This is a genomic window from Thermoanaerobaculia bacterium, assembly GCA_035593605.1.
In the GTDB taxonomy this organism is placed as follows: domain Bacteria; phylum Acidobacteriota; class Thermoanaerobaculia; order UBA2201; family DAOSWS01; genus DAOSWS01.
The window spans coordinates 1-14,028 of sequence record DAOSWS010000037.1 but is presented as its reverse complement, the minus strand read 5'-3'; the positions used below and the strand labels follow the sequence as shown (position 1 = coordinate 14,028).

At 49.9% G+C, this 14,028-nt stretch carries 11 protein-coding genes and 1 CRISPR repeat array; of the genes, 7 read left to right on the top strand and 4 right to left on the bottom strand.

Translation table 11 applies throughout. The features are described 5' to 3' along the window. Positions 1-41: 41 nt before the first annotated feature. The 5 genes from cas7c to PLD04_13940 all read left to right on the top strand — a co-directional run bounded on the left by cas7c (position 42) and on the right by PLD04_13940 (position 5,751). Positions 42-950, top strand: coding sequence for a type I-C CRISPR-associated protein Cas7/Csd2 (cas7c, locus tag PLD04_13960; GenBank protein HXK69432.1), 909 nt, complete (start codon positions 42-44; stop codon positions 948-950). A 2-nt stretch (positions 951-952) separates the two neighbouring features. Next, complete coding sequence (gene cas4, locus PLD04_13955) at positions 953-1,648, top strand: CRISPR-associated protein Cas4 (protein ID HXK69431.1); 696 nt, start codon at positions 953-955, stop codon at positions 1,646-1,648. Between the two features lie 2 nt (positions 1,649-1,650). Beyond that, positions 1,651-2,682, top strand: a complete 1,032-nt coding sequence (gene cas1c / locus PLD04_13950) for a type I-C CRISPR-associated endonuclease Cas1c (GenBank protein HXK69430.1) — start codon at positions 1,651-1,653, stop codon at positions 2,680-2,682. Between the two features lie 6 nt (positions 2,683-2,688). Continuing rightward, positions 2,689-2,979: a CRISPR-associated endonuclease Cas2 gene (gene cas2, locus PLD04_13945; protein ID HXK69429.1), complete on the top strand. Its 291-nt coding sequence runs from the start codon at positions 2,689-2,691 to the stop codon at positions 2,977-2,979. A gap of 180 nt (positions 2,980-3,159) precedes the next feature. Further along, positions 3,160-3,986: direct repeats of the CRISPR family, unit length 32 nt; unit sequence GTCGCCCCCCACGCGGGGGCGTGGATTGAAAC. Between the two features lie 262 nt (positions 3,987-4,248). Further along, a complete protein-coding gene (locus tag PLD04_13940) occupies positions 4,249-5,751 on the top strand; it encodes a DEAD/DEAH box helicase (GenBank protein HXK69428.1) in 1,503 nt (500 codons plus the stop codon). A gap of 149 nt (positions 5,752-5,900) precedes the next feature. Here PLD04_13940 and ppk1 read toward each other — a convergent pair whose 3' ends face one another. Further along, positions 5,901-7,973: a polyphosphate kinase 1 gene (gene ppk1 / locus PLD04_13935; GenBank protein ID HXK69427.1), complete on the bottom strand. Its 2,073-nt coding sequence runs from the start codon at positions 7,971-7,973 to the stop codon at positions 5,901-5,903. 39 nt (positions 7,974-8,012) lie between these two features. Then, the gene (locus PLD04_13930) at positions 8,013-8,537 is read right to left on the bottom strand and encodes a histidine phosphatase family protein (GenBank protein HXK69426.1); all 525 of its coding nucleotides are present in this window, start codon (positions 8,535-8,537) and stop codon (positions 8,013-8,015) included. Between the two features lie 123 nt (positions 8,538-8,660). Between PLD04_13930 and PLD04_13925 the strand changes: the two genes are divergently transcribed. Beyond that, positions 8,661-10,232, top strand: a complete 1,572-nt coding sequence (locus PLD04_13925) for a Ppx/GppA phosphatase family protein (protein ID HXK69425.1) — start codon at positions 8,661-8,663, stop codon at positions 10,230-10,232. Then, positions 10,229-11,200: a CHAD domain-containing protein gene (locus PLD04_13920; GenBank protein HXK69424.1), complete on the top strand. Its 972-nt coding sequence runs from the start codon at positions 10,229-10,231 to the stop codon at positions 11,198-11,200. The genes PLD04_13925 and PLD04_13920 overlap by 4 nt, the downstream gene beginning before the upstream one ends. A gap of 43 nt (positions 11,201-11,243) precedes the next feature. On the opposite strand, the gene PLD04_13915 is transcribed toward PLD04_13920, so the two are convergent. Further along, positions 11,244-12,572, bottom strand: a complete 1,329-nt coding sequence (locus PLD04_13915; GenBank protein ID HXK69423.1) for a hypothetical protein — start codon at positions 12,570-12,572, stop codon at positions 11,244-11,246. A gap of 167 nt (positions 12,573-12,739) precedes the next feature. Beyond that, positions 12,740-13,813 (bottom strand): hypothetical protein, encoded by a 1,074-nt coding sequence (locus PLD04_13910; protein ID HXK69422.1) that lies wholly within the window; start codon positions 13,811-13,813, stop codon positions 12,740-12,742. Positions 13,814-14,028: the final 215 nt, after the last annotated feature.

Below are 14,028 nucleotides of genomic sequence, written 5' to 3'. Positions count from 1 at the left end.
GCACATTAATAAAGAAACATTGATAAAGAAAGGAGATAAGAATGAACCAAGAATGCAAACCTAACATTGTCGCTAACCGTTATGATTTCGTTTATCTATTCGACTGTAAAGACGGGAATCCCAACGGTGATCCAGACATGGACAACACACCCCGCTTCGATCCCGAGACCTTCCAGGGCATCGTCTCCGACGTGTGTCTGAAGAGGAAAATCCGGGATTATGTGTTCTCTTTAAAAAACATAGACGGAAAACCGGAAAGAGGTTACGATATCTATGTCCTCCAGGGACATTCCCTTGAAAGTCGTCAGAAAATGCCCTATGAAAATCTATCGGAATTGGATGACAAAGGTACACGAAAAGATAAGAAAATTCTTGACAGTGATATCGCCCGTGATTGGATGTGTAATAATTTCTTCGACATCCGGTCATTCGGCGCAGTCATGAGCACAACCGATTTTAACTGTGGGCAGGTAAGGGGACCCGTCCAAATCACATTCGCCCGGTCATTCGACAGGATTATGGCAACCATGCATGGGATCACGCGGATGTCCCATACTACACAAAGTGATCAGGATGCCAAAGGACCGGCAGGAACAATGGGCCACAAGCACACCATCGCTTATGGCCTCTATCAGTTTTACGGATTTATCAATCCCTTCTTCGCTGAAAAGACCGGCTTTACCGAAGAGGATCTCGAAATTCTCTGGCAGGCTCTTTTAAACATGTTCGACCTTGACCGCTCTGCATCCCGCGGTCTTATGGCTTGCAGGGGTCTCTACATTTTCAAACACGACTCAAAACTCGGGAATACCCCAGCCCACAGGCTTTTCGAACGCATTTCGGCAAGCAAAAAAGATGGTATCGAAGTGCCCCGAGACTTTTTTGATTATGAAGTTGTAGTTTCAAAGGAGAGCATGCCCGAGGGTGTTAAATTGATCGAAATGGTTTAATCTTGTTGTTTAGCGAAGCCGATCTTTTACCATTATCGGGCATCCAGCATATGGCGTTCTGCCCGCGAAGGGCCGCTCTTATTCATATGGAAGGGGTTTGGGAGGAAAACATGATGACGGCGGAGGGGCGCATTTTCCATGAGCGTGTCCACAAAGTTGGGCATGAGTCACGGGGAGAAATTCGTATTGCGTTTTCGTTACCATGCCGGTCTCTCCGGTTGGGGTTATCCGGAAAATTAGACGTTGTAGAGTTTCGTAAAATAAAAGATCCAATCGATGAACTCGACACGAAAAGGGGTGCTGTTTTGGGTGATGTGGATGGGTGGTGGGCGCCGTTTCCCATCGAGTACAAACGGGGCAAAAAGAAACATGAATTGAGTTTTGAAATCCAACTTTGCGCCCAGACCATCTGTCTTGAAGAAATGTTACACGTGGAGATTCCGAGCGGCGCGATTTATTATGGAAAATCCGCGAGAAGACAGGAAGTAATCTTCACGTCAGGTTTACATGAGAAAACCGAGGATATTGCATTAAGATATCACGAGTTGATTGCTTCCGGCCAAACCCCTCTCCCCTCCTACTCAAAGAAGTGTTCCTTTTGCTCACTTTTTGATAAATGCATGCCGAAGGTGACCGGTTCGAAGAAAAACGTTTGTCATTACATCAAGAGAGCTTTAACTGAAACTGAGGAGAATTGATTTTGAGAAAGCTGCTCAATACGCTTTACGTGACCTCACAGGGAGCCTATCTCTCGAAAGAGGGAGAGACAGTACTTGTAAAGGTGGACAACCACATCAAGTTACGCCTTCCCATCCATACGCTTGAAGGTATCGTTTGTCTGGGCAACATCCTGTGTTCCCCCGGCTTGCTGCATCTTTGCGCGGATAGAAATGTAACCGTCTCCTTTTTAAGCAGCTACGGAAAATTCCTGGCCCGCGTGACCGGCCCGGTATCGGGCAATGTGCTTCTCAGGAGAGAACAATTCCGCTGGGCGGATGATGATGGGAAAAAGATACCCATTGCCAGAGCCATAGTGTTGGCGAAGATCTTTAATACACGAAAAATCCTCGAAAGGGCGGGGCGGGACCATCCGACAGGGACGTGCAATGAAGAGCTACTATCCAGATCAAAGATGATGGCTCGCATTTTAAGGCATGTCGAATCCGTCGACGGTGTGGATCAGTTACGCGGCAAAGAGGGTGAAGCGGCTAGGGTTTATTTCAGTGTTTTCAACTATTTGATAACCACACAGAAGGAAGATTTCACCTTCTACGAACGAAATCGACGGCCTCCTCTGGACAGCGTGAATGCATTACTTTCCTTCATCTATACCATTTTACTGCACGACTGCATATCCGCCCTGGAAAGCGCCGGATTGGACCCGGCTGTCGGTTTTTTCCACGTCGACAGGCCCGGAAGACCCGGATTGGCTTTGGATATCATGGAGGAACTGCGGCCCATACTTGCAGACCGACTTGTCCTTTCTCTCATTAACAGGCAACAGGTTAAGAAAAAGGGCTTTAGGAAAACGGAAAGCGGCGGTGTGATAATGGACGAAGAAACGAGGAAAACTGTCCTGATGGCATACCAAAAGCGCAAGATGGACGAGATCAACCATCCCTTCATCCAGGAAAAGATACAGTTGGGAAATATACCCTATGTGCAGAGCATGCTGCTGGCACGCCACATCCGTGGTGATTTGGAAGGGTATCCACCATTTTTTTGGAGGTGATAGACGATGCTTGTCGTTGTCGTATACGATATCAACAGCACTTCGGAAACGGGGGCAAAGAGATTGAGAAACGTAGCAAAGGCCTGTAAAGATTTTGGACAGCGGGTCCAAAATTCAGTCTTTGAATGTCTCGTCGATCCTGGACAATGGACTATCCTGAGAGACAAGCTGATCCGGATCATCGATATGGAGAATGACAGCCTGCGTTTTTATTTCCTGGGGAAAAACTGGCGAAGACGTCTTGAACATATAGGATCGAAGGCCTCTTATGATCCCGAGGGACCATTAGTCGTGTAATGATGCGAACCTTAAGTGCCCATTAAAAAGCAAGCAGGTTCGCAAATACTGTAAGTGCTTATCTTTAAGTAATATATGGATGTCAAACTCAGCGCGCTCTTTGACAATTGATGATCGGCAGAGGGGTTCGCGAATCCATTTTGAAAAATAGACGTATTTGTTTAGAATATTGAATATGCTGTCGCCCCCCACGCGGGGGCGTGGATTGAAACCATCATGGAGCTTGAAGGAGATATCCCGATCTAGTCGCCCCCCACGCGGGGGCGTGGATTGAAACCAGGTATCACTGCGCGGAAACCGAAGCACATCTTGTCGCCCCCCACGCGGGGGCGTGGATTGAAACCATCTATCGCAGAGCAAGTCAAAGAGAAAGTACCGTCGCCCCCCACGCGGGGGCGTGGATTGAAACAGATCAAGTCGGTGAAGGCTCCTCCACAACCTGAGTCGCCCCCCACGCGGGGGCGTGGATTGAAACCATGGGAGGAAGGTTGCATATAAAACACCTCATGCGTCGCCCCCCACGCGGGGGCGTGGATTGAAACATGGCTCACCCTCGCACATCTCCATGAAATACGTCGCCCCCCACGCGGGGGCGTGGATTGAAACGTGTATTTAGCCGCCAATTCTGCACACTCTACCGCGTCGCCCCCCACGCGGGGGCGTGGATTGAAACAAACCATGTGCCATTTTCACTCCCACAATGCGGACGTCGCCCCCCACGCGGGGGCGTGGATTGAAACAAGAATCCCGGCTTCGACGTTCGGCTGTACGTCCGTCGCCCCCCACGCGGGGGCGTGGATTGAAACAAAAAGAAAGACCTCCTTGTATCCGATGATACTGCGTCGCCCCCCACGCGGGGGCGTGGATTGAAACTTTTTATCGGTCTCCTGGCTGCAGTCATGCTCCTGTCGCCCCCCACGCGGGGGCGTGGATTGAAACACGATACAGTCCGCATGATGCGAGATTTCTTTCCAAGTCGCCCCCCACGCGGGGGCGTGGATTGAAGCGCGGTGGCGAAAGATGCCTCGCCGGAATCGTTCGAAAACCTGCCTGTTGTATTTCATTATTATTTATGAGATACTTATGTTTCTCACGGCCACCTGGCCCTGACAAGAAGCGGCAACAACCGGGCACGGATAACTCTCTGCCTGATGCCTATAAACGGCGGCCTCACCGGCGATTCCATCGTTTATCCCTTACACAATAGCAGCCGGACCTACCTTCGGCCTTATGAAAGGTCCGTTTTAAGGAAATAGTATGTCTTTTACAATGTATGAATTGAATCCAGCGCTTATCCGTTCCCTGAAAAAGCTCGGATTCTCAACTCCAACCCCCATTCAGAACATGGCGATCCCCCCACTGATGCGTGGAAATGACGTTCTGGCCGCAGCAGCCACAGGCAGCGGAAAAACGGCTGCATTTCTTCTTCCCATTCTTCATTCGCTTCTTTCCAGGCCTCGAGGAAAGACTCGCGCACTCGTCCTGGCTCCGACACGGGAACTTGCTGCTCAGATTGTGGACCACTTTCAATCTCTGGCATCCGGTACTCCCCTGAAGGCTGCCGCGGTGTACGGAGGAGTGGGCATGGAACCTCAGGTGCTCGCGTTCAAACGAGGCGTTGATCTGATCGCGGCAACACCGGGTCGTCTCCTGGACCACTTTCAGAATCCTTACGCTCAGCTGAAGGATCTTGAAGTCCTGGTGCTGGATGAGGCGGACAGGATGCTTGACATGGGCTTCCTCCCCGATGTAAAGAAAATCATTGCAGCTCTTCCCTCCCGACAGCAGACTATGCTTTTCTCCGCGACAATGCCCCGGCCAATTATTCAGCTGGCAGAGGAAATGCTTCGAGAGCCCGTGGCTCTCAATATCCAGCGGAAATCAGCTCCGGCGGAGGGAATAAGCCACACCGTTTTCCCGGTGCCCCATGAATTGAAGAAAGATCTACTCCTGCAGCTGCTCAGGCAGGAAGAGAGCCGAAGCGTTCTGGCCTTCACCCGCACCAAGCATCGTGCCAACCGCCTTGCTGATTTCCTGAGCAAGAATGGGATCCCGTGTGAACGGATCCATGGCAACCGCACCCAGCATCAGCGAACTGCCGCGCTTCAGGGATTCAAAGACGGAAGATACCGCGTTCTCGTCGCCACCGACATTGCCGCCCGCGGCATTGACGTAGTGGCCCTCGGCCTCGTGGTGAATTTCGATGTACCCAATCTTCCCGAGGACTACATCCACCGCGTGGGACGAACGGCCAGGGCTGAACTTTCCGGCAATGCCTTTACATTCGTCTCTCCCGGCGAAAGAAGCGATCTGCATGCTATTGAAAGGCATCTCGGGAAAGCGATTCCAAGCCGGAAGCTGGAAGGGTTTGACTACAACCGCAATCCTTCTGAGCAATTTGAAATCCCCATCGGGGAACGGATTGCTGCGATACGGACCCGAAGGTCCCAGGAGCGTTCCCGTGCCAGGGCCAAAGCGGAAGCCAGAACCAAAGGTTCAACAGAACCCAACCGCCGTCCTTCCCCGCGAACCCATTCCCGCAATACGGACGTATCCAGGTACGAACGCGCGGCAGCAGATTCTTCCCATGGCCGAAGCATGAGGAAAACGGTAACCGCTTCTGCGCCTTCTCTGGAACATAAGAGCTCTGCCAGAATTACAGAGAACAGCAAGTATTCCGGCAGTACTCCAAACAAAGAAACTGCGGGAACTTTTTCTCAGCGAAAAAACAGAACCAAAAACAGGCGGTATTCACCTGCCCGTAAAGCATAATCGAAGCGGGACCACACCAGGAGAAGAGAGTCGAGGACTGTTCATCCCGAATGTCCCACACTCTCTTCGCCTGCGGTGGTATATGGACGGAATACTCGGTTATCAGGTTCTCTGACACTGCCGGGCAATGATCTCTTCCTGCCCCTGACTCAACGGTCGGTCTGGGTTTCCTTCAGATAGGTGTAAAAGGCTTCCTGGGAGCGAACCTTTTTACGCGCTTCGGGAAGCTTTCGGTACTCATTCGTAAAATCTGCATCGATCAGCCTGGCCTTCACGTTGTCCTGCCACTGGATTTCAAACATGGCTCGAAGCTCAGCCTGCAGGCGGAGATCGTAGATAGGACACGCCACTTCGACCCGATAATCGAGGTTTCGGGTCATCAGGTCCGCAGAGGAGATATAGTAAAGCGGGTTGCCCCCGTTATGGAAGATCAGGTAGCGGCTATGCTCGAGATATCGGTCGATGATACTGATCGCCTCGATGTTCTCACTCAGACCTTCCACCCCGGGAACCAGTGAGCAGTTACCGCGCACAATAATCCGGATTTTCACTCCGGCCTTGCTGGCCGCGTACAGCCGCCGAATGATCGTGGTGTCGACGATATTGTTCATCTTGATATCAATCGAGGCGGGAAGACCTCGTTTCGCCTGATCCATCTCGTTTTTCATCAGCTTGTCGAGGGTCTTCCTCATGTAAAGCGGGGAAACCAGGAGGTGCTTGTACCGTGTTGTCCGGTAGTTGGTCTCCAGAAAGTTGAAAACCTCCTCCACCTCGGCAGCAATACCAGGATGGGCGGTAAAGAGGCTGTGGTCCGCATAGATCTTCGCGGTCTTTTCGTGGAAATTCCCGGTACCGATACCGGCAACCCTGGATACTTTCTTCTTTCCCTCCCGGTACGTGATCAGGCATAGCTTCCCGTGAACCTTCAGCCCGGGAACCCCGAAAATAACCCGCACACCCTCCTCCTGAAGCTTCTTCGACCAGAGAATATTGGCTTCTTCATCGAATCTGGCCCGGAGCTCCACGACGACGGTAACCAGCTTCCCGTTTCGAACCGCACTGATCAGCGCATTAATCACCTTTGAATCTGAAGCCACCCTGTACATCGTGATGTGGATGGACTCCACCCGCGGATCAATGGCGGCCTCCCGAAGAAGGTCGATGAGGTAATTGAAGGACTGGTAGGGATAGTGAAGGAGAACGTCTCTTTCGCGGATCACCCTTTCCATGCTCCGGGAGGCTTCCAGACGGGGATGGGGCACCGGAACGGCGGGACGATATTCAAGGGACGGCATATTGACCTTCGGAAAGTCCATGAAATCTTTGAAGTTGTGGTATCGGCCCCCGGGAATCACCGTATCGTCGTCTCCGAGGTTCAGCCGTTTCATGACGTATTTCATCAAAGGCTTGGGCAGATCGGCGTCATAGACAAAGCGTACCGGCTCCCCCCACTGCCGATCCTTGACGCTCTTGTCGATCTTTTCGAGCATACTTTTGGAAATATCGTTGTCAAGGTCAAGTTCAGCATCACGGGTCACCTTGATCGTGTAGGCGTCCATCGAGGCGTAATTGTAGAGTGAAAAGATCTCTTTGAGACAATATCGGATTACATCGTCCAACAGCATGATGTAGGTTTCGCCCCCCTGTTTCGGGAGGACGACAAACCTTGATACGGTGTCGGTGGGAAGTTCCAGCAGGGCAAAGTCCGGTTTCTCTTTTTCCTTCTTTGCCCGGGACAGGTTAATGGCAAAGTAAATCGAACGGTCATTGAGCTCAGGAAATGTCGGGGCCAGCCTGAGCATGATGGGGACCAGAGCCGGCCGGACCTTTTCCCTGAAATAGGCGGTTACGAACTCCCCCTGGTCCGGGGTGACCTGAGTTTCATCAATGATATGAATACCATGGGAGTTCAATTCTTCCAGGATCCCGACGTAGATAGCCTCAAATTTCTTCTGCTGTTCGAGAACAATCCCGTTGATTTTATCCAGGATTTTCTGCGGCTTTACATCCAGAAGGCTCCGTGCCTGTTTCCCCAGTACGACCATTCTTCGCAGGGTGGCGACACGGACCCGGAAAAACTCATCCTGGTTATTGGAGAAGATACCCAGAAAGCGGATGCGGTCCAGGAGGGGTACGGCAGGGTCTTCCGCCTCCTGTAGGACCCGGGCGTTAAACGATAGCCAGCTGATTTCGCGGTTCAGACTTCGAAATTTATGTGCCATGGTCTGCTGAATCATCCCCCCGATTGGAACATGGTTCCATTAAGATTTTATGAAAGACGAAACGCTCTTCATGCCCAGCTTTGGAAAATCATACAGCTCCAGAGTCGCCTCTCCACCCTCCTCGACTTCGTTCCAGGTCATGGAACCGAAATTCACCACAACAAGGCCGCACGTCGGCAGCGTCGAGACTTCACCTCTGGATAACTTCCCTGACAGCGATTCCAGTTCGGGGTTGTGCCCCACGACCATCAGAGATGAAACGGTATCCGGAACCTTCCCGATTTCCATGAGAAGCCGCCCCGGGGAAGCTTCGTAGAGAGAACTTTCAATGGATATGGTCCGTGTGGACAGCCCCATGGCACGGGAAACGATTACCGCGGTGTGAAGCGCCCGCTCCGCCGAACTTGACAGGATTCCATCGGGTTTGAGATCGTGATCCAGAAGCCGTCGTCCCAGGTTGTAGGCATCGCAGATTCCACGGAATTTCAGCGGCCGGTCGATATCTCCAATATCATTGTTCTCCCAGTCCGATTTCGCATGCCGGAGTAACATCAGCCGCCTCATGGGCATATTGTACCCCAGAACTCTCAGGGATTGTTCTGTTTCATGCAGAGGTCCGGGAATTTTACAGGATGGTGACAAGGGTATATTATGGGGGGAAGACAGATACCAGGATCCTGAAACCTGATGAATGTAGAAATAAAGGACTCCCGCACGGAAATTGAGAGCGGCCGGAATCCCTTCCCGGCCAGGGTCGGGTGTGTGGAAATCGGGACCAATGCCATTCGGTTTATTGCCGCATCCCTTTCCCGGCCCGGTACCTTCGAAGCCCTCGAAACCCAGCGGGCACCGGTGCGCCTGGGACACAGTGTCTTTCTCACAGGAAGGTTGACGGACCAGGCCCAGGGACAGGCCTTGCAGGCCCTGGGTGATTTCAAAGAGCGATCTCACTTTCATGGCCTGACCCGATTACGGATTGTCGCCACCAGTGCACTGCGGGAAAGCACCAACGGAGCCGAATTCTGTGAACGGGTCCACGAGGAGCTGGGCTGGTCCATCGATATCATTTCAGGCTCCGAAGAAGCACGTCTCGCCCACCTTGCCATCGCGTCCGTGATCTCCCTCGGGCAAGCCCGCTGGTTTCACGCCGACCTGGGAGGAGGGAGCGTGGAAGTCTCCGTGATGGATGGAACGGGAATTCACTGGAGCGAATCTCACACCATGGGGAGCGTCCGGCTCCTTGAAGTTCTGGCAGATCCCAACGACGATGCCCGCTCCTTCTCCCGTCTTCTTGCCGAATACGTGTCGACCCTGAACATTCCGGAAATCGTCCGGAATCAGGAGCTCGCGGGATTTATCGCCACAGGGGGCAATATAGAAACCGTGGCACGAATGGTGAACCCTTCAACCTCAAAAGAAGGGTTGCTGACCGTATCCGTGGACGACCTCCGTTCCCTGATTGAAAAGCTCTCCCGTCTCTCCTACCGGGAGCGGGTGGACCAGCTCGGCCTTCGGGAAGACCGGGCCGACGTCATCCTTCCCGCCGCCCTCGTCTATGAAAAGCTGGCCGCTCTCGTGGGTGCTTCGACCATCATTGTTCCTTTCGTAGGAGTCAGAGAAGGCGTCATCCTTGATATCGGGGACGAGCTGGCGGGTCGCGGAGGCTTTGAACAGAGAATCGAGTCTCCCATCCTCATGGCAGCCCGAAACCTGGGGCGAAAGTATCTCTATGATGAAGCCCACGCAGAACAGGTCATGACCCTGGCCCTCTCTCTCTTCGATCAGATGCAGGAAACCCATGGCCTGGGATCCAAAGACCGGCTTTTCCTGGAGGCGGCCGCCCTGCTGCATGATATCGGACAGTTCATCAGCTTCAAGCGCCACCACAAGCATTCGTACTACCTGATTGCGAATTCCGAACTGCCGGGGTTGACATCGGAAGATATGGTTCTGATTGCCACGATTTCCCGATACCACCGGAAGAGTGAGCCTTCACAGGGCCATGAACCCTTTGCCTCCCTTCCACGGGCAGATCGAGACCGCGTGATGAAGCTTACCGCGATATTACGGGTCGCCGATGCCCTGGACCGGGAACACAAGCGCGCGGTGCGATCCATCTTCCTGAAGGAAACTCATGGAGAGATCAGGCTTCAGCTCCACGGGGACGGCGATCTTCTGCTGGAGCAATGGGGATTGAAGCAAAAATCACAGCTCTTCAAGAAGGTCTTCTCCAAAACGATCACGATTGAACGCCTATGATTTCTGGAAAACAGGAGACCGGACCCTTCACAAGAAAGGAGATCCCTCCCCACCTGCAGCCCGGCCCGCAAGATAGCCTTGTCACCGGAATATCGGCCATCCTGGTCTCTCAGGGCTGGCTGATGGAAGCCAACCTTCCCGGAACCATGGAGCAATCCGATCCTGAATACCTGCACCAGATGCGGGTGGCGACGCGAAGACTCAGGTTCACGCTTCGCCTCTTTCAACGGATCCTGATTACCCGGGAAAGGGCACGAATGGTGGATTCTCTGCGCTGGATCGCCTCTTTGCTGGGAGATGTCCGGGACGATGATGTTCTAATCATGGAGCTATCCCGCTGGATGGAGGACATCGATATTCCCGAAGATTCACAGAACCTTGTTTTCCGTGAAATCGTGCGTGACCGGGATCGGCATATCCTTCCCCTGAAAACCGCCCTGACCTCTCCTCGCCTTCGCGCACTCCTGAAAAAGCTTGTATCCATTCGCCCCGAATCCTCTCTTTTCCGGAGGAGCGGCCTTGCAGCGGCGCCGCTGATCGATGCCGCTCCCCTCTTTATTCTTAAGAAATCAAAACGGGTACGGCGCTGGTTGGACAGGACACCGGATTCCTTTAGTCCGGACGAACTGCATCGCCTCCGGATCGACTTTAAGGGACTCCGCTACACCTGTGAATTCTTTTCGTCCTTCTATCCGAAGTCTTTTTCGAAGCACATCTCTCGCTTCGTAGCCTACCAGGACTGCCTGGGTGCCCACCAGGACGCCCGGGTGGCGGGAAACCGGATTCGATCGATTGCGGAGCGGCTGAGCTCGGGAGACGAGAATGCAATCGAAGCCACGCTTCACCTCGGACGACTTCTCCGCCATCTCGAACAGGTAGCCCAGAACCAGCGCAAAATGTTCGCCGAGATGTGGCCGTCCTTCCCGAAGCAGTTCTCCCGCTTCCGCTCCCTCGTCAAACGATTTTAGAATAAGTGCGAATTGAAATTCCTTATGAGTAGCGATGGAAATTTCAATTTCCAACTTGAGAAAAACTATCACAAATGTAGAACTGATCACCTTGCACATTATTTCGAAGAACTGAGATATCATCACTGCACATTTTCCTCCAATCTATTATTGTGCAATGATTTTCGCACTTCGTACAGTCTCCTAATTTCCATGTACTCCATACATCATAGACACAAAATAAACTGGCCAAGGAGCCAGCATGATAGCTAGACATTATTTGTCTTCCCAGATAACCTTTACACTGGGTACATTTCTGGTCAATACTCCCTATTGTTCCATTCTTTCTTTCATTCATTAACCAAATTTCGATCTGTTTCTTTTCATCCGAAGTCATTGATTCCCATAGCTCAATATATTTGCTCTGTTCCAATTTCCACCTTAAATACTGTTCATTTACCTCATCATCTCTTAATGTATTTTCTGTAGCTGCCTTAGGTGTTTTATCATCATGTTTGGCATTATATATCTCATTTTGAGTATCCTCTGATGCATCTACCCTCTTGGTATTATCGTTATTGGCTGAAGAGTTCTTCATGTCATTAACTGATAATGGAGACCCCGCAAGGTCGGTTGATGACTGTCCAGGGGATTGTGTCTTGATAAGGTAATAATCACCTTGCTGAGGGTCATATTTAATATCCCATTTCGAGGTGCTTGATGAAGCCGTAGTATCGTTCAACTGCTTTACCATTGCCTCCATCTTCTCTTTGTTTCCGCGATGCATTGAAGTTTGATCTTGGGAAAGATATGGATTTTTATTAGATCCAGGCGTGAGCGACCGTAATTGAATTTCACTAATTGATAATCCTTTCTCCATTTCTTTAACTTCCTTCTTCAATTCGTTTAAATGCTCAATATCCATATATTTTTCCTTAATTAGATCCATCTTTAAAGTGTTTATTTCAGCAGGATTCTCACCATCTTGAAGTCGACATTCTAACCATGCTTTACCAAAAGCAAAGTAATTGTTCACTGAATCGCGTTTGCATGCAACATCGCAGGATATTCCCCTATATGACTCACCACATTTTTCACGATTTTTCAATAATTCACACTGAAATATACATTTTGATTCAGATCGTTCAGAGGTGGATTTCAGTTCATTTTGCTTTCCTAAAAGAAGTGCTTTATTTTGTTCGTATTCTTGTATTACCAATTTCTGCTCATTATCAAAAGAAGGTAAACTCTTCTCATCCTTAGTATTTACATTTTTATACCAAGGTCTTTGATTTTGTGATTCTTGTGATAATAATGTAACTGAAAAATTATTGAATAAATAAAAAATGAATATTATGAAAAAGCAAGATTTTCGTGTGAACGCAGAAAGCATAAAACCTCCATAATACTCCAAATATATATTACCATAGATTAATTAATAGTCAATAGATATAAGAATGACTTGATAATTAAATCATATTATTCCCTACAATAAAAAAAGGTTGGATAAATTCAATTTTCCAATTTAATAACGCTTTTTCACACCTTCAAAAACAGTTATTACTGCCCGTCAGTTGCCCATTCTGGAAGAGACGGTGGCAACAGTTCCGGACAGTGTGGCCCTGGGTCAGAACAAACGTTGTAGTAGACTTCGCAACGCTCATCCCAATTTCGATCATATAGACCATCATCATATTCACAGAAATTCACTTGTTGGACCTGGTTTACATCGACCATGTACCCGAACGGCATATAATTGTACACAACAAGAAGGGATGCGTCGCATGTGTATCGGAAACTTGCCTTATCCCAGCACGCTCGTGTCTTCTCTGCATAGTTTTCAAGACATGACAAGTCCCCTTTAGTACAATTCTGTTGGTATTCTCCCTGGTAATAGTCACTACATGAACGGAATGTCGTCCCACCTAGATCGATGGGACAATTTTTTTTACAAAGTTCGACTCCCATGTAGGCCAACTTGGAAAAAGCGGCATTTTGGGCTTCAGAAAAACTTGAACCGCTCTTATCAGCCAAAAAGCCTCCATAATCCCATGTATCCCAACCAATACTGCGTGCAACAACATTGACTTGGCTTGCTTGTAGTTGGTTCCATGGGATTATGCATCGCCGATCAATCAAGCAAAGGACTTGCTCCATAGGTGCAAGTGAAGTCAGATCTTGGGAATTTGAACCCCAGTGTTCATAATCAGCATTTAAGAGACCTTCAAAGTGATCGATTCGTGTACAGCGGGCATTGAATTCCCTTACCGCGGGAATATATTCGTTTTGCCATCTGGAATTCCATTTTTCTATTAATGTTTGGCAAATATTTCTTTTATTATTAAGATCTTTTTCTATTCGTTGGGATTTTGCATCATTCAGCCATCTCCCTCTAACATACTCATTATATTCTCGTTTTGAAGAATGAAAGGCATAGATGGCAGAAGCCACCTCCTTATAATTCTCTGTAAAATCTGCCATCTGCTGTTGATATTTAATCTCTTGGCCCATACACCACATAGCGTCTTCTTCTGAGATTTTGGTGGTTTTCAGTTCCTGGGCCAGGATGTGTGATATGGAAAAGATCAGAATGAATAAAATGAATCCTATGGATTCATATAAACGTGGCCTCATAATTATCTCCTTCCACTGCTTCTATATTTCAGGTTACTTTATCCTCCAAAATGGCCTAAAAGTGCCTATCATATCTCTCCCCTTTTCCGTCCCATAGTAGATTACCACAAAAGGGAAAATAGAATTTGAAAAGACAAAATATATTCTTATATCAGAACTGATGCAGGGCTTCGTAGAGGGCCAGGCCGCGGGCGGGGCCCAGGAGGGCCTGGAGA

What these genes read in the sequence shown, in the direction of transcription:
- PLD04_13930 (HXK69426.1), bottom strand. Translation starts at nt 8,537, where the DNA reads ATGAGGCGGCTGATGTTACTCCGGCATGCGAAATCGGACTGGGAGAAC.
- PLD04_13920 (HXK69424.1), top strand. Translation starts at nt 10,229, where the DNA reads ATGATTTCTGGAAAACAGGAGACCGGACCCTTCACAAGAAAGGAGATC.
- cas2 (HXK69429.1), top strand. Translation starts at nt 2,689, where the DNA reads ATGCTTGTCGTTGTCGTATACGATATCAACAGCACTTCGGAAACGGGG.
- cas7c (HXK69432.1), top strand. Translation starts at nt 42, where the DNA reads ATGAACCAAGAATGCAAACCTAACATTGTCGCTAACCGTTATGATTTC.
- ppk1 (HXK69427.1), bottom strand. Translation starts at nt 7,973, where the DNA reads ATGGCACATAAATTTCGAAGTCTGAACCGCGAAATCAGCTGGCTATCG.
- PLD04_13940 (HXK69428.1), top strand. Translation starts at nt 4,249, where the DNA reads ATGTATGAATTGAATCCAGCGCTTATCCGTTCCCTGAAAAAGCTCGGA.
- PLD04_13910 (HXK69422.1), bottom strand. Translation starts at nt 13,813, where the DNA reads ATGAGGCCACGTTTATATGAATCCATAGGATTCATTTTATTCATTCTG.
- PLD04_13925 (HXK69425.1), top strand. Translation starts at nt 8,661, where the DNA reads ATGAATGTAGAAATAAAGGACTCCCGCACGGAAATTGAGAGCGGCCGG.
- PLD04_13915 (HXK69423.1), bottom strand. Translation starts at nt 12,572, where the DNA reads ATGCTTTCTGCGTTCACACGAAAATCTTGCTTTTTCATAATATTCATT.